Annotated in this window: 24 protein-coding genes; 14 read left to right on the top strand and 10 right to left on the bottom strand. The window is 47.5% G+C overall.

Going from position 1 to position 23,285, the window contains the following annotated elements; all coding sequences use genetic code 11:
• The first annotated feature begins 52 nt into the window (after positions 1-52).
• From QZ375_RS01830 to upp, 5 genes are all read left to right on the top strand, one after another.
• On the top strand, positions 53-1,723 hold the full coding sequence (locus tag QZ375_RS01830) for a formate--tetrahydrofolate ligase (RefSeq protein ID WP_295214347.1): 1,671 nt from the start codon (positions 53-55) through the stop codon (positions 1,721-1,723).
• A gap of 16 nt (positions 1,724-1,739) precedes the next feature.
• The gene (tsaE, locus tag QZ375_RS01825; RefSeq protein WP_295214339.1) at positions 1,740-2,189 is read left to right on the top strand and encodes a tRNA (adenosine(37)-N6)-threonylcarbamoyltransferase complex ATPase subunit type 1 TsaE; all 450 of its coding nucleotides are present in this window, start codon (positions 1,740-1,742) and stop codon (positions 2,187-2,189) included.
• The gene (gene tsaB, locus QZ375_RS01820) at positions 2,170-2,856 is read left to right on the top strand and encodes a tRNA (adenosine(37)-N6)-threonylcarbamoyltransferase complex dimerization subunit type 1 TsaB (protein ID WP_295214337.1); all 687 of its coding nucleotides are present in this window, start codon (positions 2,170-2,172) and stop codon (positions 2,854-2,856) included. Before tsaE ends, tsaB begins: the two co-directional genes overlap by 20 nt.
• A gap of 124 nt (positions 2,857-2,980) precedes the next feature.
• Positions 2,981-3,421 carry a ribose 5-phosphate isomerase B gene (gene rpiB, locus QZ375_RS01815; protein WP_295214336.1) on the top strand — a complete coding sequence of 147 codons (441 nt, stop codon included), beginning with the start codon at positions 2,981-2,983 and terminating at the stop codon, positions 3,419-3,421.
• A 15-nt stretch (positions 3,422-3,436) separates the two neighbouring features.
• Positions 3,437-4,066, top strand: a complete 630-nt coding sequence (upp, locus tag QZ375_RS01810) for a uracil phosphoribosyltransferase (protein WP_295214334.1) — start codon at positions 3,437-3,439, stop codon at positions 4,064-4,066.
• A gap of 123 nt (positions 4,067-4,189) precedes the next feature.
• Here upp and QZ375_RS01805 read toward each other — a convergent pair whose 3' ends face one another.
• Positions 4,190-4,762, bottom strand: a complete 573-nt coding sequence (locus tag QZ375_RS01805) for an ANTAR domain-containing protein (protein ID WP_295214332.1) — start codon at positions 4,760-4,762, stop codon at positions 4,190-4,192.
• Between the two features lie 44 nt (positions 4,763-4,806).
• A complete protein-coding gene (locus QZ375_RS01800) occupies positions 4,807-6,090 on the bottom strand; it encodes a glutamine synthetase family protein (protein WP_295214329.1) in 1,284 nt (427 codons plus the stop codon).
• 217 nt (positions 6,091-6,307) lie between these two features.
• Between QZ375_RS01800 and QZ375_RS01795 the strand changes: the two genes are divergently transcribed.
• The 8 genes from QZ375_RS01795 to QZ375_RS01760 all read left to right on the top strand — a co-directional run bounded on the left by QZ375_RS01795 (position 6,308) and on the right by QZ375_RS01760 (position 13,629).
• The gene (locus QZ375_RS01795) at positions 6,308-7,351 is read left to right on the top strand and encodes a hypothetical protein (protein WP_295214327.1); all 1,044 of its coding nucleotides are present in this window, start codon (positions 6,308-6,310) and stop codon (positions 7,349-7,351) included.
• A 20-nt stretch (positions 7,352-7,371) separates the two neighbouring features.
• Positions 7,372-7,860 (top strand): hypothetical protein, encoded by a 489-nt coding sequence (locus QZ375_RS01790; RefSeq protein ID WP_295214325.1) that lies wholly within the window; start codon positions 7,372-7,374, stop codon positions 7,858-7,860.
• A 5-nt stretch (positions 7,861-7,865) separates the two neighbouring features.
• Positions 7,866-8,000, top strand: coding sequence for a hypothetical protein (locus QZ375_RS01785; protein ID WP_295214323.1), 135 nt, complete (start codon positions 7,866-7,868; stop codon positions 7,998-8,000).
• A gap of 64 nt (positions 8,001-8,064) precedes the next feature.
• Positions 8,065-9,051, top strand: a complete 987-nt coding sequence (locus QZ375_RS01780; RefSeq protein WP_295214321.1) for an aldolase catalytic domain-containing protein — start codon at positions 8,065-8,067, stop codon at positions 9,049-9,051.
• Positions 9,052-9,278: 227 nt separating this feature from the next.
• The gene (locus QZ375_RS01775; protein WP_295214319.1) at positions 9,279-9,656 is read left to right on the top strand and encodes a hypothetical protein; all 378 of its coding nucleotides are present in this window, start codon (positions 9,279-9,281) and stop codon (positions 9,654-9,656) included.
• Between the two features lie 53 nt (positions 9,657-9,709).
• Entirely contained in the window at positions 9,710-11,989 is a 2,280-nt protein-coding gene (locus tag QZ375_RS01770) for an ATP-dependent RecD-like DNA helicase (protein ID WP_295214317.1), read from the top strand.
• Entirely contained in the window at positions 11,986-13,005 is a 1,020-nt protein-coding gene (locus QZ375_RS01765) for a rod shape-determining protein (RefSeq protein ID WP_295214315.1), read from the top strand. The genes QZ375_RS01770 and QZ375_RS01765 overlap by 4 nt, the downstream gene beginning before the upstream one ends.
• 192 nt (positions 13,006-13,197) lie before the next feature.
• Positions 13,198-13,629 (top strand): SMI1/KNR4 family protein, encoded by a 432-nt coding sequence (locus QZ375_RS01760; protein WP_295214313.1) that lies wholly within the window; start codon positions 13,198-13,200, stop codon positions 13,627-13,629.
• A 96-nt stretch (positions 13,630-13,725) separates the two neighbouring features.
• Here the strand turns inward: QZ375_RS01760 and QZ375_RS01755 are convergent, their stop codons facing one another.
• Positions 13,726-14,703 carry an AEC family transporter gene (locus QZ375_RS01755; protein ID WP_295214311.1) on the bottom strand — a complete coding sequence of 326 codons (978 nt, stop codon included), beginning with the start codon at positions 14,701-14,703 and terminating at the stop codon, positions 13,726-13,728.
• A gap of 641 nt (positions 14,704-15,344) precedes the next feature.
• On the opposite strand from QZ375_RS01755, the gene QZ375_RS01750 reads away from it, so the two are divergent.
• Positions 15,345-16,118 (top strand): dockerin type I repeat-containing protein, encoded by a 774-nt coding sequence (locus tag QZ375_RS01750; RefSeq protein WP_295214309.1) that lies wholly within the window; start codon positions 15,345-15,347, stop codon positions 16,116-16,118.
• 180 nt (positions 16,119-16,298) lie between these two features.
• On the opposite strand, the gene QZ375_RS01745 is transcribed toward QZ375_RS01750, so the two are convergent.
• The 7 genes from QZ375_RS01745 to QZ375_RS01715 form a co-directional block, all read right to left on the bottom strand.
• Positions 16,299-16,925: a redox-sensing transcriptional repressor Rex gene (locus QZ375_RS01745; RefSeq protein ID WP_295214306.1), complete on the bottom strand. Its 627-nt coding sequence runs from the start codon at positions 16,923-16,925 to the stop codon at positions 16,299-16,301.
• Positions 16,926-17,206: 281 nt separating this feature from the next.
• Entirely contained in the window at positions 17,207-17,914 is a 708-nt protein-coding gene (locus QZ375_RS01740) for a hypothetical protein (protein WP_295214305.1), read from the bottom strand.
• A 129-nt stretch (positions 17,915-18,043) separates the two neighbouring features.
• Complete coding sequence (locus tag QZ375_RS01735; protein WP_295214303.1) at positions 18,044-19,258, bottom strand: NADP-dependent isocitrate dehydrogenase; 1,215 nt, start codon at positions 19,256-19,258, stop codon at positions 18,044-18,046.
• A 72-nt stretch (positions 19,259-19,330) separates the two neighbouring features.
• A complete protein-coding gene (locus tag QZ375_RS01730) occupies positions 19,331-19,873 on the bottom strand; it encodes a hypothetical protein (protein WP_295214300.1) in 543 nt (180 codons plus the stop codon).
• Positions 19,874-20,614, bottom strand: coding sequence for a TraX family protein (locus QZ375_RS01725; protein ID WP_295214298.1), 741 nt, complete (start codon positions 20,612-20,614; stop codon positions 19,874-19,876).
• A gap of 12 nt (positions 20,615-20,626) precedes the next feature.
• Positions 20,627-20,860, bottom strand: a complete 234-nt coding sequence (locus tag QZ375_RS01720; protein WP_295214296.1) for an alpha/beta-hydrolase N-terminal domain-containing protein — start codon at positions 20,858-20,860, stop codon at positions 20,627-20,629.
• 200 nt (positions 20,861-21,060) lie between these two features.
• Positions 21,061-23,001 carry an aconitate hydratase gene (locus tag QZ375_RS01715; RefSeq protein WP_295214294.1) on the bottom strand — a complete coding sequence of 647 codons (1,941 nt, stop codon included), beginning with the start codon at positions 22,999-23,001 and terminating at the stop codon, positions 21,061-21,063.
• Positions 23,002-23,285: the final 284 nt, after the last annotated feature.

Below are 23,285 nucleotides of genomic sequence, written 5' to 3'. Positions count from 1 at the left end.
TATCTCAGAACCGTCTTTTGACTATATCATTATTATACTAGGAGAGATAAATATGTTGTCAGATATTGAGATCGCACAGAATGCTGAGATGGAACCCATTGGGAAAATCGCTGCTTCTCTGTCCATTGCTGAAGAGGATATTGAGTATTACGGTCACTATAAGGCAAAGCTGTCTGAGGCGCTGTTCCGGAAACTGGATGATCAGCCGGACGGCAAGCTGATCCTTGTGACGGCAATCAACCCCACTCCTGCTGGCGAGGGTAAGACGACTGTCAGCGTGGGACTGGCAGATGCAATGCATCAGCTGGGGAAAAAAACTGTTCTTGCCTTGCGTGAACCATCTCTTGGTCCGGTGTTCGGCATCAAGGGCGGTGCTGCCGGCGGCGGTTATGCACAGGTCGTGCCTATGGAGGATATTAACCTGCATTTTACCGGTGATATGCACGCCATCACTGCAGCAAACAATCTGCTCTGTGCTATGCTGGATAACCACATGCAGCAGGGGAATGCACTGCGCATTGACCAGCGCCGTATTATGCTCAAGCGAGTGCTGGACATGAACGACCGTGCCCTGCGGAATATTGTCATTGGTCTGGGTGGAAAAATTGACGGTATCCCCAGAAGCGACAGTTTCCAGATCACCGTGGCTTCGGAAGTAATGGCGATCCTGTGTCTGGCGTCCGATCTGGCAGATCTGAAGGAACGGCTGGGGAAGATCCTGGTGGCATATGACCTGGACGGTAATCCGGTCTATGCAAAGGATCTGGGTGCAAACGGTGCTATGACAGCACTGCTGAAGGATGCCCTGAAGCCTAACCTAGTACAGACGCTGGAGCATACGCCGGCACTGATCCACGGCGGTCCTTTTGCCAATATTGCGCATGGCTGCAATTCTCTGCGTGCCACAAAACTGGCGCTGAAGCTGGGCGACTATTGCGTCACAGAGGCAGGCTTCGGCTCTGATTTGGGCGCGGAAAAATTCTTTGACATCAAGTGCCGATACGGCGGATTACAGCCGTCTTGCGTGGTACTGGTGGCAACGGTTCGTGCCCTGAAATATAACGGCGGCGTGCCGAAAACAGAGTTGACGGAGGAAAATCTGGACGCACTGAAAAAAGGTATCCTGAATTTGCAGGTGCACATTGAAAATATGAAAAAGTACGGTGTTCCGGTAGTCGTAGCGATCAACCGATTCCAGAGCGATACCAGCGCAGAGCTTGCTTTTGTGAAGGAATTCTGCGAGGGATTGGGTGCTGAGGTTGCTATGGCAGAGGTATTCGCCAAGGGCGGTGCAGGCGGCAAGGAACTGGCAGAAAAGGTCTGCAAGACCATTGAAACAAAGCCGTCCAATTTCCATGTGCTCTATGATACAGACTTGTCTGTGGAAGAAAAGGTGGAGAAGATCGCAAAAGAAATTTACCGGGCAGATGGCGTGACCTTTACAGCACCAGCGAAAAAGGCATTGGCACAGATCGAAGCATTGGGCTGCGGTAATTTGCCGGTATGCGTGGCAAAGACCCAGTATTCCCTGTCTGATGATCCGGCGAAGCTTGGCAGGCCGGAACACTTCACTGTGACTGTGCGTGACGTGACCCTTTCTAATGGTGCAGGCTTTATTGTCGTGCTCACAGGCAGTATCATGACCATGCCGGGATTGCCGAAGTCTCCGGCGGCACTGCGCATTGACTGCGACAACGAGGGTAATATTACAGGTTTGTTCTGAGAAACGAGGTAGCACTATGGCAAAAGTTGTGGTGACAACAAACGACCCGGCGGATACCATTGCACTGGCGAAAACCATCGGCGAACGTCTGCACGCTGGGGATGTCATTGCCTATTTCGGTGGTCTGGGTGCAGGCAAAACCACCTTTACCCGGGGACTTGCGCAAGGATTGGGACTACCCGATGTGGTTTCCTCACCCACTTTTGCCATTGTGCAGGAGTATCATGGCGAAGGGCTGTCCTTATATCATTTTGACATGTATCGTATTGATGGTGTGCTGGATCTGGAATCCACCGGCTTTTATGATTATCCTCTGGATGAGGGCGTATTTGCCATTGAGTGGTCGGAAAACATTGCGTCGGAACTCCCGGAAAATGCGATACGGATCACGATCCGGCGGCTTTCTGAGGCGTCACGGGAGATCACAGTAGAAGGAGATGAGCGGTTTGCGGATCTTGGGAATTGATACTTCCGGTAAGGTGGCTGCGACGGCACTGTATGACACGGAAATGCAGTGCTTTCTGGCGCAGCAGACGGTATACACAAAGCGAACCCATTCTCAGGTGATCCTGCCCCTGGCGGAACGGATGCTGGCAGATACAGGGCTGACCTGGCAGGAAATAGACGGCCTTGCAGTTGCAGATGGTCCGGGTTCTTATACGGGTTTGCGCATTGGCATTGCGGCAGTGAAAGCAATGGCATTTGCTTTGCATATTCCCTGTGTTGGGGTCTCTACCCTGGAAGGATTGGCGTGGCAGAATTTGTCTTGGCAGGGGATCATTTGTCCGATGATGCTGGCGAGACAGTCTTTGGTTTATGCCGGATTGTATCGCAGTGATGGGACGCAAGTGATGCCTATGCAGCCGGATGGCATGCTGGAACTGGGCGAATTACAGCAGCTGCTGGAAAACTTGGGAGAATCGGTGCTGTTGACCGGTGATGGGACGGCGCTGTTGGAACCGGCAGACTTGCTGTCAGTTGCTTCCCCTGCTGAACGGCTGCAAAACGGCAAGGGTATTTGCCTTGCAGCAGCAGCACGCAGCCAGTGGCAGAAGCCGGAGGAACTCATGCCGGAATATCTGCAATTGGTGAAGGCAGAGAAGGATTTGCAGGAGAAACGGAAGGCGGAATAGTTTGCCACTGCATATTCCGCAATTTATCAAATAGAATTTTTGTGTTTTTTAACAAAAGCACCTTGCAATGGAAAGAAAAATATGTTATAATAAAACAATCATATGACAAAGGAGCCAGATGCACATGAAAATTTGGATCGGGTGCGACCATGCCGGCTTTGAACGAAAGCAGGAGGTCATTGCACTGCTGAAAGAGCGAAATTTGGAAGTAGAGGACTGCGGCTGTAATGGAGAGCGGACGGATTATCCCGTGATCGCAAAGGCGGTAGGCACAGCAGTGGCATCCCATCCGGGTGACATGGGTATTCTGATCTGCGGCACCGGTATCGGTATGTCCATTGCGGCAAATAAAATTCGCGGTGTGCGTGCGGCTCTGTGCGCAGATGCATTTTCTACAAAGTACACCAGACTGCACAATGATGCCAATGTCATGTGCATGGGAGCTCGTACGTTGGGCAGCGGTCTGACACTGGAACTGGTAGAAATTTTTCTGGATACCCCCTTTGAGGGCGGCCGGCACGAAACACGTGTAAATATGATTACAGAATTAGAACAAGAATGGTGATAGGAGGAGAATATCATGGCAGGAATTCATGTAGTAGACCATCCGCTGGTACAGCACAAAATTTCGCTGATGCGGGACAAGACAACAGGTGTAAAGGAGTTTCGGGAACTGACTTCTGAGACAGCAATGCTCATTTGTTATGAAGCAACACGGGATCTGCCTATGAAAGAGGTAACCATTGAGACGCACCAGGGAATTGCAAAGACAAAGGTGATTTCCGGCAGAAAGCTGGCATTTGTGCCTATTCTGCGTGCAGGTCTGGGACTCATTGAGGGTGTGACATCTCTGATCCCGGCGGCAAAGATCGGACATATTGGCATTTTCTGCGAACCGGGCACACATGATGCAGTGAAGTATTATTCCAAGATGCCGGATGATATTGCAGAGCGCGAGGTAATTGTGGTAGATGCTATGCTGGCAACAGGTACATCGGCAATTGCTGCGATCTCCGATTTGAAGGAAATGGGTGTGAAGAGCGTGAAGTTCCTGTGCCTTTTGGCTTGTCCGGAGGGGCGTGATGCCCTGCTGGCAGCACATCCGGATGTGGATATTTACTGCGGCGGCGTGGATGAGACCATGAACGAAGAAGGCTATATTGTGCCGGGTCTGGGCGATGCCGGCGACCGTATCTTTGGAACGAAGTAAACGGTTTTGTTTATAAAAGTCAAAAACGGGTGAACTCTTTGTGTTCATCCGTTTTTCGTTTGTATTCGTTTTTGTGTGAAAAAATAAATGGAAATAGTCACTTTATGTGATCAACCATCGAGGTTACTCATACTTCGCAATGATCTCCAGCGAGACCTCTTTTCTCGTCCGCCGGGTGTCCATTGCACTTTTTTCGATATAGCGGTGGGCTGTCTCTTCCGTCATGTTCTGTTCTGTGATCAGCAGGAATTTGGCACGGGAGACATACCGCATTTCCTCCAGTTTGGCACGAAGCTTGTTGTTTTCCTTGTGCAGTGCCAGCAGACGGCGGTTGAATGCACATCCTGTGCGGATCGCCTGGGAGAAAATCGTTTTGTTCAGGGGCTTCGGCACTACGCAGACTCCATAGTCCATAGTTCGACTGATCATTTCATCGGCAACATCAGCCTTGCAGATAAGGATGATCCCGGCGCAGGTGGATTCGCTTAGCTTCAGAGATAGCTGATAGCCAAATTCGTCCTTTAACGGCGTATTAATGATAATGAGACTGTAGTCATCGTGGTGGATCATTCGCCGTGCTTCACTGCCGCTGGAGATGGTAGCAACAGAGCCGCAGCCGCAGGCTTTTAAAAAACTGGTAACGCCGTCCAGTCCTTTGTCAGAGCCGGAGATCAGCAGGGTACGTTCTGAATACACCGTTGTATTCCCTCCTGTTTCTTAAAATTTGCATGGAACTTTTCTCAAAAATACCGATCAAAGCAAAATGCCTGTGGGTCATCGGCGGCATGATATGCCTCTACTTCTTTCTGCATGGCGGCGGAAAAATCACGAATCAGAGTTTCCGGCAGAATGGAGCGGACGAATTCGCTGTTTTGTGCCAGGGTAATGGATTCCTGCAAAGAAGAGGGGAGCGTCGGGAAAGCAGAAGTGTCATTGGCAGCGTTCATGGTGTCTGTCAGTTCCTCGCCATTTTCAATACCAGCCATGCCGGCGCTCAGCAGCATCTGGAAGGTAATATACGGGTTACAGTAGGGGTCAGCGGAGCGGAATTCGATGGAAGAATCTCTGCCGGGAGAGTATAGCAGCTGGATCAGTGGGATCCGGTTTTCTTCAGACCAGTTGATCTGGCTTGGTGCCGCACGAAGTCCAAAACGCTCATAGGAATTGACAGTGGGGTTGGAAAACATGGTGAATTCCCGTACCCGGTTGAGAATGCCGGCAATGAAGGCGCGTCCTTCCGGCAGCATGGTTTCAGGGCTTGTGCCAAAAATGCTCTTGTCGTCCTTTTTGACCCGGATGGTGATCTTCAGAGCGCTGCCGCTGCTGTCGGGGAAAGGCTTCGGCATAAAGGAGGCATAGAAGCCGTTCTGGGCAGCAATGGTTTTGACTACAGTTTTATAATGTACCATATTATCTGCTGCGGTCAGGGGATTGCTGCATGCAAAGTCGATCTCGTTTTGTCCGGGACCGTGTTTGTGACAGGATGTGGTGGGATTCAGCCCCATTTCATCCAGAGACAGGCAGATCTCACGTCGAGTATTTTCACATTGATCCAGAGGTGCTACGTCTAGATAGCCACCCTGGTCGCAGGGAATTCGTGTGGGCTTCCCTTCCATATCTGTTTCAAACAGATAGAACTCGCAGCGAGTGCCCATTTCGCATTGCAGACCGTGGTTCTGGATGGATTTCATGGTTTCACGAAGATTGCAGCGCAGATCGCCTTCATAGGGTGTGCCGTCCATGCGGTAAAGGGTGCAGAAAAACCGTACCACACGCCCCGACTGGGGACGCCATGGCAGAATAGAGAGGGTGGATGTGTCTGGCTTCAGCAATAGGTTCTGATGGGATGCCTCCAGCAGTCCGGTTGCGTTGAAGGGAATGCCGTAGGTAATGGCACGGTGCAATTCCCGGGGCATGATGGCAATGTTTTTCATGTTGCCGAATGTATCGCAAAATGTCATGCGGATAAACTTGACATCATTTTCTTCAATGAATTCTAACAGATCTGTCTCAGAAAAAAACATAAGATACCTCCTGAAAGTATACTATTTTTAGTATATCGCTTTCCAAAAGAAATTTAAACATGAAAATACTGCTTTTTCTTTTCTATTTTTTTTTTTAGTGTTGACAGAATGATTTTTTATGCTATAATATAAATACGAAATAATCATATGATTTTTGTAGTGCTTTAAACTAAATACACTTGCTAAAACATTAATTTGATTTTATGGAGGAATTGTAATGAAGAAAGAAAAAGTAATGCGTACAATAGCTTTCGTGAGCGGTGTGGTGTTTACATCTGCTATCACGATTCCAACTGCTGTTTCAGCGACTATCAATAGTGGCGATGCCCTTATGGAGTATATTGACATGGTTTTGCCGGCATATCTCAATGGTGAAATTTCAGAATCTTCTGAGATATCAATAAGTAATTCTTTTAATTTGATTGATGATGATCAAACAGAATGTGAACCTAACATATATTTTGTGTTTGATAATGACAGCATCGTCGGAACTCTTACTATTGGTAGTTATGAAGGACAGTATTATTCATCTTTTGAAAAAAATGATGGAGTTAGCGATTTGTTTGTTCAAGCTCAAAGTTGCTATAATAATGGCACTGAGATAGCTTTGACTAATGCAAATGATGAGTTTACGATACAAACGGAAGATGCTTTTGAACTCACATCAATTCAAGAGAATTCCACATTTAATTGTTCAGCAATTGAAAAAGAGACTACCGTTGTTATGCCATCTTCTTCAAGCTCAGTATTGTACCATATCCAGTTGAATACAACTCGGGTTGCTAATAGTTCGTATAAAGGCGCTGGGCTTTGCTGGGCGGCAACAATGGCGACTAAGTATAATTATCTTAAAAATTCTAATATGGTAGCATCGTACATTGCGTATGTTTTGGATACTAAGTATGGTTCAACACCTTCCGGAACGTCTACATGGATTTTGCGTGGTTATAATTATCTGTTTGGAGACGGCATTGTGAAACGGTATATGGGAATGATGGACTATAATGAAATCATTGCGCAGTTGCAAAAAAATAATCCTATTCATATGAGTCTTACAGGAGATGCTACGCATGGTGTTCTTTTGTCTGGAATTAACGTTTATAACGGTTATTCTGTCTATTATATCGATGATTCAAATTCGTCGACAACGGATCATGTAGCGGTTTATGTTTCTTCCGACACTATGTATGCAACATCTGATTTTATATATTACGCAACGGAAGAAACGACATATACTACATGGCGTTGGTCTTATTATTAATTCATTAAAGGAGGGCTTTTATGAAAAAACAGGTAATTACCAGCTTTATCCTGGCAGCGTTGCTGACAGGGTGCAGTTCAGCTGAAACAACGACAGAAAATGCAGCAGATACCACTGAAATGGAGAATGCGAATTTTTCTTCTTCCGAGGCGGAAATTCCCGAGGGAGAGGGACTGAATGCGATTGTCTATGAGGGCGTCTGCTACTATGGAATGGCATTTTATGATCAGAATCCCATTGCACCAGAGGATGCGGTACTGTTGGGAAATGCTGCGGAATCCAGTTCGTGCCAGTCCATTTCACTGGTTACGGATTCCATGATTCCCACGGAAGAGCTGCAAACCAACTGCGGCGATCCGGGTACAGAGGTTTTTGCCACATATGATTCTGATGGAAATATCGACACATTTTATACTTCATCGGATGGAGAAAATGGGTATACATATTATGCCCTGCGGGATCTTTCAACAGAAACGCCAAGCTACTATACGTCAGCAGATGGAGAATAAATCGGATGCAGGAAAAAGGATTGTCGGGAATGGCAGTCCTTTTTGTCATTCTAACTAATTTTGTGGCTGCCGCATTGGTCAAATTCACGATTCCGGCGGCTTTGTCGAAAAATTGGGAAAAATACTTGTCGAAAAGTTGATTTTTTGGTATAATAAAAGATACCACGCAGATTTGCGGAGGGAATAGAAAGTGAGGAATTTTGTATGAGCGAATCCATCAAGGGCACGATGATCTCCTATCGGCCTGATATAAAAGTACTGGATGCCACCATTCGTGATGGCGGTCTGGTGAACAATTTTGAGTTTACAGATGATTTTGTGCGCAAACTGTATCTTGCCAATGTCCGTGCCGGCGTCGATGTCATGGAAATCGGCTATTTGGCAGACCCGGAGCTGTTTGACGAGTCCAAGTTCGGCAAGTGGAAGTTCTGCCACGAGGATGCCATCCGTGGTGTACTGGGTGATATTCTGGATCCGAAAATGCAGCTTGCTGTTATGGCAGACGTGGGTCGTGCCAATGTGGAACGAGATCTGCCCGACAAGCAGGACAGTATTCTGGATATGGTGCGTATTGCCACCTACATCAACACTATTCCGGCAGCCATTGAAATGATCGAAACTTGTGCAAAGAAGGGTTATTATACGACTGTCAATATTATGGCAGTCTCCAAGGCACAGGAGTCTGAATTGGCAGAAGCACTGGAAATGCTGGGCAAGAGCAGCGTGGATGTGATTTATCTGGTGGACAGCTATGGCTCCCTTTATCCGCTGCAAATGCGTCAATTGGCACAGCGGTATCTGGAAGCTGCGGAGAAGTACGGCAAGCAGGTCGGTATTCATGCGCATAACAATCAGCAGCTTGCATTTGCAAATACCACGGAATGTGCTATGATGGGCGTCAGCTATCTGGATGCAACCATGGCGGCAATGGGACGCGGTGCAGGTAACTGTGCAATGGAATTGCTGCTGGGCTTTTTGAAGAATCCTAAGTATGACATCAAGCCGGTACTGCGTTTCCTCCAGGATGAGATGCAGAAACTGAAAAATGATGGTGTAGTTTGGGGCTATGATATCCAGTATCTGCTGACAGGCTATCTGAACCAGCATCCTCGGACGGCAATTGCCTTCACTAAGGAAAAGCGTGAGGATTATTTCACCTTCTTCCAGGAATTACAGGAAAACGAAGGCTGATCTATATCAGGCAATAGAAATTGAAAGCGGAATGGCTCAGAGCAGCTGTTCCGCTTTTTGAATTAGGAGTTAGGAATGAGAAATGGCGGTATCCCCTGCGGCGATGGATTTTTAATTTATGTGAGCGAAGCGAACGCCGACATTCTTAACTCCTAATTCCTCATTGTAACTAAATTCACCTCCGGGCATAAAATGGAATGAAAGGCGGAAAACGGGAGGTGAAATAGGTGGAAGGGTTAGTCTGGCTGGTGGTGCTTTGCGTGCTGGCGGCGATGATGCTGCTTGCCCTGGGGCTTTGCCGGCGGCTTTTGTCCCAGGAATTGCCGGAAGAATTGGCGGCGTTGGCATTGTTACATGAGAGAGACGGTCTGGAGCTGTATCTGGATGCGCTGGCGGCACAGGTCTTATGGACGGACAGCGACTTGGTACAGACGGTCTGGCTGGTGGATTGTACCGAGGACGGGTGTCTGGAGTCAGTCTGCACGGATTTTTGTCGGACACACAGCGGTTTTCGATACTGCCGTGTGTCGGAACTTGTGAAAATTTTTGGGAAAATGCGAGAAGCTGAAAAAAACGATTGCATTTCGTCGAAAAAACATGTATAATAAAAAGAAGCAGGAAATGCAGATGCTGATCACAGAAAAGGGAGGGGATCTGTTTGGCAGAAAGAGCACCGCTGCATTTGGAGGGTATTGTGGAACATGTGCTGTACCGCAACGACCAGAATGGCTATACTGTGCTGGAACTGGATGTCAACGGCTCCCCGGTCACCGTGGTGGGTGAGATCGGCGAGGCGGAAGAAGGCGAGCGGCTTCTGGTGGATGGGGAATATGTGAACCATCCCCGCTTCGGCGCACAGTTCCGGGCACAGTACTGGGAGAGAAAACTCCCGGCAGATGCCTTGAATATCCAGAAATATCTCTCCTCCCGTGCGATCAAGGGCATTGGGCCCTCTCTGGCACGGAAAATCGTGGAGGCATTCGGTGACCGGACTCTTGTGATCATGGAGAAAGAACCTACCCGATTGCTGGAGATACGTGGTATTTCGCCGAAAAAGTGCGAAGCCATTGCCGCAGAAGTACAGCAGATCTTTGCCTTGCGTTCTCTGATGCAGTTTCTGGCGCAGTATGAGATCCGCTCCAAATATGCCATGCGTGCCTATCAGCGATGGGGTGCAGGTGCCATGGATCTCCTTGCGGCAAATCCTTATCTGCTGTGTTCACCGGGGATCGACCTGGAGTTTCAGAAAGCAGATGCTGTGGCATATGGCATGCACTTTTCCGCCTCTGCACCCCAGCGGGTGCAGGCAGGAATTGTCTATTTGCTGCAATATAACGCCAACTCTGGTTACACCTGTTTGCCGCTGGATAGACTTCGTCCCAAGGTATGCAGTTATCTGAAAGTGCAGCCGGAAGATTTTGATGCAGCATATGCCCAGGCTTTGGACGAGCATGTGATCTATGTCTACGAAAAGGCAGAGAGACCTTTTATCTTTCTGGAGGATTATTACATCGCAGAGCGGTATATTGCAGACCGTGTGGGTGTGATCATGGATTTCAGCGCACCGGAGGATCGGACAGATTTTACTGAACTCATTGACGCACAGGAAACGGAACAGGGAATGCACTATGCGGCATTGCAGCGGCAGGCGATTACCACAGCATTATCCCGAGGCATGGTGATCCTCACCGGCGGTCCTGGTACAGGTAAGACTACCACGCTGAACGCCATTATTGCATTGTATGAAAAGCAGGGTTATCGTGTGATGATTGCTGCCCCTACGGGACGTGCTGCCAGCCGTGTATCTGACCTGACAGGCTATGAAGCAAGCACAATACATCGAATGCTGGCTGTGGAATATGATATGTCCGGCAATATGCGGTTTCAGCACAACGAGCAGAATCCTCTGGACTGCGATGTTATGGTTGTAGATGAAATGTCTATGGTGGATGTGCTGTTGTTTGAGCATTTGCTCCGGGCACTGCGGCTGGGCTGTAAGCTTGTGCTGGTGGGAGACTGTGACCAGTTGCCGTCTGTGGGGGCTGGCAATCTCTTGCGTGACCTCATTGACAGCAGACGTGTTCCGGTAGTGGCACTGAAAGAAATTTTCCGTCAGGCGCAGAAGAGCAGTATCATTACCAATGCTCACAAGATTATCCGTGGGGAATATCCAGACCTGACTCAGAAAAAAAGCGACTGTTTTTTCTTCCAGCGGCTGAAACCGGAACCGGCAATCTCGCTTATGTTGGAGCTGGTGCAGGAACGTTTGCCCAAGGCCTATGGCTATTCGCCTGCGGAGGATATCCAGGTCATTACGCCGTCTCGAAAGGGTATTATGGGCGTGGTGGAACTGAACCAGCGTTTGCAGGAGGTGCTCAATCCGCCGTCCAAGACTTTGCCGGAAGTGAAGTCTGTGCTGTACACCTTTCGGGAAGGCGACAAGGTCATGCAGATCAAGAACAATTATGACATTATCTGGCATAAGGACGGGGAAAGCGGTACCGGTATTTTCAACGGTGACATCGGTTATCTCCGTGCCATAAACCGGCAGAGTCAGGAAGTCGTGGCAGATTTTGATGGTCGTCATGTAACTTATTCCTTTGACCAGCTGGATCAGCTGGAGCTTGCCTATGCTGTGACTGTGCATAAGAGCCAGGGCAGCGAATTCCAGGCGGTGGTAATGCCGCTGCTGGGCGGATTTCCGAAGCTGTATTATCGGAATCTGCTGTATACGGCGGTGACACGTGCCCGTCGGCTGCTGATATTGATCGGCTCAAAAAATGTCATTTATCAGATGGTGGATAACAACCGCCGGATGTATCGATATACCTGTCTGCGGGAGATGCTGTTGGAACAGCAGAGACCCGGGACAGAGACTGCGCATCTGCCGGAAGAAGCAGGCTGTGCAGAAGCAGAAGAACAGGAGGAATCGTCATGAGCAAAACAGACATCGGGATAGATTTGGGGACGGCAAATACAGTGATTACATTGGGGAAAAAGGGCGTTGTGCTCAGCGAACCCTCTGCCATTGCTTATCATACACGCACGAAGGAAGTTCTTGCTGTGGGCAAGCGTGCTTATCAGATGATCGGCAAAACGCCGGATTATATTGAGGTAGTGCGTCCGCTTTCTGGGGGCGTCATTTCTGACGACCGCATGACCCAGTATATGATCCGGGAGTTTATCCTACAGGTCACCGGACACCGTCTCACAAAGCCACGGATTATTATTTGTGTGCCGTCTTTTATTACGGATGTGGAAAAGCGTGCGGTAGTAGAGGCTGCTATGAGTGCTGGGTCTCGAAAAGCTTATCTGATCGACGAACCCATTGCGGCGCTGATCGGTGCTGGGGTGAATATCGGCAAGGCACGAGGTAATATGGTTGTGGATATCGGCGGCGGCACTACTGATGTGGCGATTGTCTCCATGAACGGTGTTGTTACTTCTCATTCTGTCCGTGCGGCAGGGAATACACTGGATCAGGCAATTATCCGCTATATGCAGACCAAGTACAAGCTTCTCATTGGGGAACGCACAGCGGAACGAATCAAGATCGAGATGACCAATCTCTACGACCCCAGAGCCGATGTGACGGCATGGGTCAAGGGACGTAATCTGGTCAGCGGACTGCCGGAAATGCAGGAGGTCAGCGAGCTGGAGATCTTCGAGGCGGTGGAGGACGTAGTTGCTGATATTATTGAGGCAATCAAAACGGTTCTGGAGGAAACACCGCCGGAATTGGTGGGAGATATCTACGAAAACGGTGTACTTATGGCAGGCGGCGGTGCTATGCTGGGCGGTCTGCGGAAACTGGTGGAGCGTACGTTACAGGTGAAGTGCGTTGTGGCAAAGGATGCTATTCACTGTGTGGCAAAGGGCACGGCAATTGCATTCCGGAAGATGGATACGCTGCTGGATGGGTTTGAGAATATTGCGGTGTATCAGTTTAAGTGAGTTTTTTTGGGGAGAATTTTTGGATCTGAAAAAGTACTTGACAAAAATGAAATTATGTTATTTATGTATATCGAAAGGGACTGTTCAACAACCCTTTTTCGACAGTTATAACGAGAGAATACATGTTCACAACAAAAAACGACAGTTCAATCGATAAAACCACTGTTTAGTAATTAAAAGGAAAATGCTATTATGAATATCCCGAATATTCCGGACAACAGTATAACAGAAGAAATAAAGGAAATTGTTGCTTTATGTGAGGAACTTGAAGCAGAATATGGTGAGGATGCATCTTGGTTTTCGGATCCTGTTTCCGAGACTGAAATTGCAAAATGGGAGTATGAAAGCAAAATGATCATTCCAGAATCATATAAAGAATGGTTAATGTTTTCAAACGACTCACAAATACTTAATAATACCGCACGCTTTTTCGGTTTGAAAATGATCGGTACTTATAATGATGATGTTCCAAATGATTATGTTGTGATAGGTGAACTGATTGGAGATGGAGAATTATTATGTTTTTCAAAAACGACAAATAAAATTATCAGATATAATCATGGAAAGTCAAAAGAATGCCAAAACTTTAAAGAAATTCTAAATCTAATTTTAAATATAGTGTGAGATTATCCTCAAAAAACCGCTTCTGGTTCTATTTTTTGAATTCAGAAGCGGTTCCTTATTTTTGGAGTGCTGCAACAGCCCCTTTGATTCACTTTATCAGATATACCCCAACGTCTTCAAAACAAACAGCCACGCAGTCAGCGTAAATGCACTGAGCAGGGTTGTCGTCATCACCGCACATGCTGTGATTGTTCCCTCGTGCTTCATATTGCGTGCCATGACGAAACAGCTACCCGTGGTGGCGCTGCCCAGCATGACCAGAATGGCGATGAGTTTTTCATCTCGGAATCCCAGCCAGATGGCAGCCGGCAGGAAAATGCCGCAGAACAGCACCAGCTTGATAAAAGCAATGCTCAGTGTTACAGGCAATTTTCCCTTGGCATTGCCCAGCTGGAAGGATGCACCCAGTGCAATCAGGGACAGGGGCGTTGCCATATTGCCCAGATAGGAGACGGACTTCGACAGGATCACCGGCTGGGGAATATGCAGTACCGACCAGAGCATCCCTACCACAATCCCCAGGATAATGGGATTTGTGAGAACGTCTTTCAAAGTTCGCAGGAACAATGCTTTTGGATTGGTCTTTTCGCCGTCTTTCGGCGCAGTCAGGGAAAGGGTAATAACAGCAATGATGTTGTATAGGGGGACAGTTCCCACGATCATGAGCGCCGCCATGGTGGCTTCACCGTAAATATTGTTGACAAAGGCTATGCCCAGGATTGCCGCACTGCTCCGGTAGGATGCCTGGATGATCTCACCCCGTTCGACCTTGTTTTTGTGGAGCAGGGAGAAGAGCAGGGCGATGACAATGCTGCATACCGTAGCAAGAAAGCAAAACAGCACGAATTTTGTGTCCCAGACTGTCAGGAAATCTGCTGTGGAGAGATCCATAAACAGCAGCGCTGGCAATAGCGCCTTGAATACGAACTGGTTGATCCTGGCGGTAGTGTGGTCGTCCAGCAAGTGGACTTTTTGCATACACCAGCCGAATACCATCATGAGAAACACCGGGATCGTGGCGTTGAGACTGAAAATCAGATTTTGGGTGAAGGTTTGCATCACATTCGCTTCCATTCTTTGTTTTTCCTCTTTTATAGTGTAGCGCATTTTGGGAGATTTGTCAAATGGTGACTTTTCAGCCAGATGAAATGATATTGATTAAAAGGTAAAACAAATGAGAATTGACATTCGACAAAAAGTGCCCTTTTACGACAATTCCATTTTTAGGATGATTTTAATTTTGAAAAAACGTACGTGATAAAGTTAAATATATTTTAACGGAACAAATTCACTATTATAGTGACTATATAAAATTCAACGTGATTTCTAACTAAAATTGTGCTTTTATATACTATAAAAATATGGTAAAAATCAACATATGTATTTTTACACATATGATTATATTTTTGTGTACAATAAAATTTTACAAATCTAGCACATGCTTAACTCTTGACATTGAAAATGAATCGGCGTATAATAATAGTAAAAGATGAAACTGTGTAAAGAGTATAGAGTTATTCCACATATGTTGAAAGGATGAAGGCTTTTTCTTCCTTCGTTTTAAATTGTCATTCTGAAGCAGAGGATATAAGAAAAAGTTTTGGCTGTGGGCACAACTCTTTCTAATATATACATAGCAAGTAAGCAATTTTTAATCGTAGTATATATGAATACAGCAGATATAATCTGTTGATATTTTTTAAGGAGGTAATTTTATGAAAACAAGAAAGGCAATCTCATTTCTTACGGCAGCAGTCATGGCTGTTTCCGCACTTCCAATCCTATCTGTCAGCGCAGAAGAAAGCACCTATGCACTGGGCGATGTAGATATGGATGGCTATATCACTGGTCATGATGCAGCTAGGGTGTCTCGTTATTTAAAAGTTGGTGATGTCACATTGACAGAGGAACAGCTTGCATTGGCTGATGTTAATGGGGATGGCGCAGTAGATCAAGCGGATGCGGATTGGATTTTTGAAAACTGTGCGTATATGTTGGGTGACATGCTGAAAGATGGAACAGTGGACTATATAACTTCATTAGGCACGAGCTTCGCCATTGCAATACACGTATATGCTAGGGAGAGTGTTCTCAAATCTGTGAATATTATTGAGTCTCCCATTCCTGATATGCCGCATCTCCATGGATTTGGTGTTTCTGGACGAGACCCTGGAGTTGCAACCGTTGAGATTTGCGAAGGAGAGGAGCGTAAATGGCGCACACTTGATCCGACAGAAGATGCTGCAATTTATAATGAAGTGTTGCGTCTTACTTGGTTGGAAGATTATGATTGTTCGCTTACTCAAATGGAGTACAATCTGTTGGACATTGATGGTGATAACAAAATTTCTATGGACGATGTTACATTTTTGATGGGTATGTATGTCGAAGATGCAGTTGGTCGTGACATAGTTGAATTGTACTTTGGCGATGGAAAGTATTATGTGGATATGGACAGCTTAGGTGATCGTGTACAATTTAATCAGTGAGCTTAGGTTGATTGGCATGTGTGATAAGAATAAATCTGTGCAGGTTTGGGCGAATAAGCGATTCATGTGACAAAACGCATATTTTATGACGGAAAGACCGTCGGCAGATGATTTGCCGGCGGTCTTTTGCACTGTGTATATAAAAAGGGTACTGATTTCAAAACCAGTACCCTTTTTTGATTATAAATTGTGCAGCTTATATGAGAGCGTCATGAGACTGTCGTCCAGATGCACGGTAACCACCTGAGCATGTTCCACCGCAATGTCACAGTGGCTGAAATTCCACAGACCGCGGATTCCCAGAGACACCAGACGCTCTGCCGCTGCCTGGGCAGACTCCTTTGGCAGACAGAGCACCGCTGCCGCCGGATGATGGGCTGCGCAAAACGCCTCCAGCTGTTCTAGGGGAGAAATCGCAATCCCTGCCAGTTCTTTTCCGATCAATTCCGGCTTAATGTCAAAAATGCCTATGAGCCGAAAGCCACGCTCTTCAAAGCGCACATTTTCGGAAACTACCTTACCCAGACTCCCGGCACCTACCAGAATTGCAGGCAGAAGCTGTGGCAGCCCCATAATGCGCTCCAGATTTTCCCGCAGTTCTTTCACGGCATAACCGCTGCCCTGCTGCCCGAAACAGCCGAAACAGCTGAGATCCTGCCGGATCTGGGACGCTGTCATACCCAGCTGCCTGCCCAGTTCCCTGGACGAAGTTCGCTGCTGTCCGATACGTTCCAGTTCCTGCAACAGTCGGTAATACCGGGGCAGACGGCGCACCACAGATGCAGAAGCCTCATATTTTTGTTCCAAAACCGATCGCTCTCCTGTCATGCACATGCATCATTTTTTTCGAACACACTCTAAGAGCCTGTTTAGCATCTTTTCGCACGCATCTTTTCAGTGAATTTTGTCGGTTTCTGCGTTAAAAATTCTTGCCATACGCCAGTATGCCTGCGAATTTTCGCCTTGAAATCGGCAAAAATTCCCTCGAAAATCTGCGTACGCCAAGATACTAAACAGGCTCTAAGGAAACAAACCTCGCCTTAAAAATCACGCCATTGCAAGCATGTTTCAATCAATCGGCTAAGCTTTCAGTCATTGTGCGGTGTTCTCCTGGAAAGGCATACCGCAGCTCCACCGGAAAGCACTAACAGCGAAAGCACTCCAACAGGTATCTCATTTCCTGTGGCAGGCGAACTGGAAGTTTTCTTCGTTGATGTAGTCGGCGTTGCTGTTAAAACTTCTTTCTCTGTTGTCGTGGCAACAGTTGTTGTTGTTTCCTCAGAACCCATCGTGATGTTGGTAACATTTGAAAGCGTAAATACAATTCGGATGCTCTCATGCACCTCTGTGGTGATATCGTTATAGCCTTCGCCACGAAATGTGCAAAACATGCCCCAAACACATAATTTACCATGTGTTGGATAATAATCCAGTACTACACCATTATACACCTGACCACTCACGCCTTCTGCCTTGACACCATCCAGCCAAACTTCATCAATGGAAAGGTTCACATCGCCATCATACCCGAACAAATTGTAATCCGTATGTTCAATCTTCAGTCTGATTGTTTGCGCTTCCTGAACGTTCACATCACTCGGAATCTCCCAAGTCATATCATACTGACCGTTTCCATAAACAGCGTCACCCGCCAAATTTTCCTGACCAATTTGAAGGGATGCTGTACCAATTGCTGTAGTTTGTTCCGTATCTTCCGCAGAGACAATTCCCACTCCCATGGTAGAAACTGCAAGAGCGGATGACAATGCAATGGATAAAATTTTCTTCTGAATCATTTTAATTCCCCCTGTGAAATATGATTGATAATTACACGAAATATATAGAACAACGCCGCACAAAGAGCGTTCGTCAACCTTGCATGTCATATCCTTTCTTCTGACGCATCATTCTTGTGCGGTATTGCTTTACGCCATCAGCGCAGCCAGACGCTCGTTGATTGCCTCCAGGAATTCCTTGGAATTCACCTTCTTCTTGTTCTCCAGCTTGGAGATCAGATACAGGTCACCAGTCATAACGCCATCCTCAATGGTCTGGATGGTTGCCTTTTCCAGCTTATCTGCAAACTCTACCAGTTCCGGCAGCTTGTCCAGTTCGCCGCGCTTGCGCAGTGCACCGCTCCATGCAAAGATGGTTGCAACGGAATTGGTAGAAGTCTCCTCGCCCTTGAGATACTTATAATAGTGGCGCTGTACAGTGCCGTGTGCAGCTTCGTATTCATAGATACCGTCCGGTGAAACCAGAACAGAAGTCATCATTGCCAAGCTGCCATAAGCGGTGGAAACCATATCGGACATAACATCGCCGTCATAGTTCTTGCAAGCCCAGATATAGCCGCCGTTAGAACGAATGACACGGGCCACTGCGTCGTCGATCAGGGTGTAGAAGTATTCGATGCCAGCAGCCTCGAACTTCTCCTTGTACTCTGCATCGTAGATTTCCTGGAAGATATCCTTGAAGGTGTGGTCATACTTCTTGGAAATGGTATCCTTTGTTGCAAACCAGACATCCTGCTTCAGATCCAGACCGTAGTTAAAGCAAGCACGAGCAAATCCGGCAATGGAGTTTGCCTTGTTGTGCAGACCCTGGATGATGCCGTCTGTATCCTTGAAATCAAAGATCAGTTCCCGGGACTCGTTGCCTTCTGCATCGGTAACGATCAGCTCAGCCTTGCTGCCCTGCTTTACCTTCATTTCGGTATTCTTGTACACATCGCCGTAAGCGTGACGAGCAATGGTAATGGGCTTTGTCCAGGTGGGGATATACGGTTCAACGCCTTTCACCAGGATCGGAGTACGGAATACGGTGCCGTCCAGAATTGCACGGATGGTGCCGTTGGGGCTTTTCCACATCTGGGACAAGTTGTATTCCGGCATTCTTGCCGCATTGGGAGTGATGGTAGCGCACTTCACTGCAACGCCATATTTCTTGGTTGCGTTGGCGCTGTCGATGGTTACCTGATCTTTGGTCTTTTCACGATATTCCAGACCCAAGTCATAGTATTCGGTCTTGAGGTCTACATATGGGTTCAGCAGAATGTCCTTAATCCACTGCCACAGAATACGAGTCATTTCGTCGCCGTCCATCTCAACCAGCGGTGTTGTCATTTGAATCTTTGCCATTATTTTTTCCTCCTGCCCATCTGGGGCTGATTATTTTCTTAAAATTGCTTCATTTTGTCAATTCCAAAGAAGTCAAGGGATTTCCACTTCATCAATGGTATGTCCTGCCAACAGTGCCAGATTGTAAACCGACAAATGCTGTTCTTTCGACAATATGGTCAGTTCATAATCATCGCTGTCCATACAGAATTCACAAAGCACCAGTCCATGCTCAAACCAGAAGAACTGCCTATACTCCTCTAGCCAGCCATAGAATCCTTCTGCTTTTGGCTCTGGCACAGTCAAATTCATCTTTTTGACCAGATTCAATTGACTGAGCGACCAGCGCAGATCTTCTGCTTCACATGCGGTATCCACACCAACCAGATCGCCGGAGTCCTCCAATTCATCTGCAAGCGCAATCCAGCAAAGCGTGTCCCGATCACAATGCGCGATGTCGATGCCACGCTGTGCATAACGTTCTGCATACTGTCTGCTGTACGCCAGCGTTTCGTCAAGACAATATACCATAGAAGCGTGTAATGTGGGGTTGTTTTTGCTGAGAATATCAGCAATTTCAATGAGTTTTTCCAAATCTCGATCTGGTTGCTTTTTCTTTTTCAGAAACCCGAACATTTAGGCAAACACCACCCACTTCAACAGTCCCAGCACCAACAAATGCGCTGGATAGAATACATAGAAAAACCATTTATGTACCGTTTTTTTGCTGCCGCTTTTGCCGTTATAGCAGAACTGAATAAGCAGCGGCACCAGAAAAATACCAATCTGAAACAGCTGTGTCCAACCAAATATGAGCATAGGACTACAAACAAAAAAGCCAACACAGCAGAATGCAATCCATTTTCCTTTGGTGTTTTCACGAAATATGTACAGAAACAAACACCACAGCACATCGAAGATTGCCCAGTCTCCCACAATTGAAAGTGCGCACAATCCGATAATGCCTAAAATCTTTACCGGTTTCGAACATTTGCCCTTATCCCAGAGCCAGATGGCAAGCAGTCCCAGCAGCAGGGTGTACAGCACGCCGAAATAGGGACGCACCTGTACAGAACCTTCCTGTATGACAATCGGAAGTGTGCCATATTCAAAGTATACAAAGGGAATCCACGACAACAAAGCGAAAATCCCCAGCCGCAGGGCGTATTTTTTCACGTTTCGGGTGTAATGATACCCTTCCGCCACAAAGTACGCCATAGTCGGACCGGTCAGCCGCCCGATGAAGTGCATTACCTGTCCCAGCAGAGAAGCTGTTGGGACAAATGCCCAGGCAATATGGTCGATGAGCATAGCCGCAATGACCAGATATTTCAATTGGTTGCGGTTCAAAAAACCGCTTTGCTTCGTCAGTCCCATGCAGTTAGTTCCTTACTTTTTTCTATTCCGGAAATAATTCCGAATCACAGTAATTCCGATTGCCAGTGCAATTGCAATAACCAGGATCAAAATCGCCTTTACAGGACTTTCTTGAAAAACACCGAGAAGATTTCGTACTGTCCGCTGTCTGCGCCATGCATAGAGCAGAAAGACAACGACAAATGCCAAAATCCATCCCAAAATCCCGCCCAATTTTCCGCCTTTTCCGCTTCCATTTTCCGACATGTCCAATTTCTCCTTTTTGCTTGCTTTGTCAGCTGATTGCGGTTCAAAGAACGTTTTGTCAACGTGTCACCTCAGTTTAACAGTTCCAGAATGATCTCTATCACGGTTTCTGCTATGTCGCCGATCCATTCCGTACGTTTTTTCATTTTCCAGTGCTGGTTTTGAGATGCACGCTGCTTTTTTCTGTGCTTTTTCGGCATTTACTTGTTCAGAGAATCACGAGTATAATCCAGCAGACCGCCGGCAAGAATGATATCCTTGGTACGGCCAGTCAGTTCGCACAGCACCGGAATTTCTGTACCAGTTGTCTTGTTGACAACGGTCAGCTCTGTTTCGTCTGCTTCTACCTTGGCACGAATATCTGCCAGTTCCAGTACATCGCCCTGGGAGATCTTGTCATAATCTGCTTCATTCACGAAAGTCAAAGGCAGGATGCCAGCGTTAATGAGGTTCGCACGGTGGATTCTAGCGAAGCTCTTCACCAGAACTGCCTTGACGCCCAGATACAGGGGAGCCAGTGCTGCGTGTTCACGAGACGACCCCTGACCATAGTTAGAACCGCCTACGATAATGCTCTTGCCCATTTCTTTGGCACGTGTCGGGAACGCTTCATCACAAACCGTAAAGCAGTGCTGAGAAATTGCCGGGATATTCGAACGCAGCGGCAGGATCTTTGCACCCGCCGGCATAATGTGGTCGGTGGTGATATTGTCGCCAACCTTCAGGGAAACGCCTGCGGAAATGGTTGCTTCCAGCGGTGCAGTCTCCGGGAACGGCTTGATGTTCGGGCCACGGAGAATTTCTACGCTGTCCATTTCCTCTTCCGGTGCCGGCAGAACGATCATATTATCATTGACTGTAAACTTCTCCGGCAGAACGAATTCCGGCATTTCGCCCAGTTCTCTCGGGTCACTGAGATAACCGGTCAGTGCGGAATAAGCTGCCAGTTCCGGCGAAACCAGATAGATCTGACCATCCTTTGTTCCGGAACGTCCCAGGAAGTTCCGGTTAAAGGTACGCAAGGAAATACCACCAGAATTAGGAGCCTGTCCCATACCAATGCACGGACCGCAGGCACTCTCCAGGATTCTGGCACCAGCGTCGATCATGATACCCAGCAGACCCATATCTGCCATCATATTCAGCACCTGCTTCGAACCCGGTGCAATTGCCAGAGAAACATCAGGATGTACAGTTTTGCCCTTGAGGATATGGGCAACCTTCATCATATCCAGCAGCGAGGAGTTGGTGCAGGAGCCGATGCAGACCTGGTCAACCTTCAACTTTCCGATCTCTGCCACGCTCTTGACATTGTCCGGAGAGTGCGGACATGCTGCCAGGGGCACCAGTTCGCTCAGGTTGATCTCTACGACTTCGTCATATACTGCATCCGGATCTGCCTTCTGCTCTGTCCAGACTTCACCTCTGCCCTGGGCTTCCAGGAACTGCTTTGTCACTTCATCCGACGGGAAGATGGAAGTTGTTGCGCCAAGCTCTGCGCCCATGTTCGTAATGGTTGCACGCTCCGGCACAGACAGGCTTTTGACACCTTCGCCGCAGTATTCGATAACCTTGCCTACGCCGCCTTTGACAGACAGACGCTTCAGGACTTCCAGGATCACATCCTTTGCAGCCACCCAAGGAGACAGCTTTCCGGTCAGTTCCACTTTTACAACCTTCGGGCAGGTGATGTAATAAGTACCGCCGCCCATGGCAACTGCCACATCCAGACCGCCGGCGCCCATAGCGATCATACCGATACCGCCGCCAGTCGGGGTATGGCTGTCAGAGCCGATGAGTGTCTTTCCCGGTACACCGAAGCGTTCCAGATGTACCTGATGACAGATACCGTTGCCCGGACGGGAGAAGTAGATACCGTGCTTCTTTACCACGCTGCCGATAAAGCGGTGGTCGTCTGCATTTTCGAAGCCGCTTTGCAGGGTGTTGTGATCAATGTACGCTACGCTGCGTTCTGTCCGTACACGCGGTACGCCCATTGCCTCAAATTCCAGATATGCCATTGTGCCAGTTGCATCCTGTGTCAAAGTCTGGTCAATGCGGATTCCGATTTCAGAACCCTTTACCATTTCGCCCTCTACCAGGTGCGCTTTCAGGATCTTTTCCGTCAGGGTCAGTCCCATGTCCATCATTCCTTTCGTGTTTGGCTCTGCAAACGCACGGCAAGCCATCCATTTACGAGCATTTATCAATACCCTATTATTATAGCAAAAATCGGACATACTTGTCAAGGGTCGGGTTCGGGATTATGTTATGATTGATAATTGACAAACTCTATCGGAACATGCTATAATAAAGTAACGTAAAATGCAGCGTATATCATAGACGATACGATGGTCTTCATTTGGGCATTTTGATGAACGTCATAGATTTTTAGAAGCATCATTTAGATATAGGAAGAAGGAAC

Source organism: Ruminococcus sp., from assembly GCF_019417665.1.
GTDB lineage: Bacteria > Bacillota > Clostridia > Oscillospirales > Ruminococcaceae > Ruminococcus_C.
The sequence above is the reverse complement of the archived record's forward strand: the minus strand, read 5'-3'. Positions and strand labels throughout refer to the sequence as shown.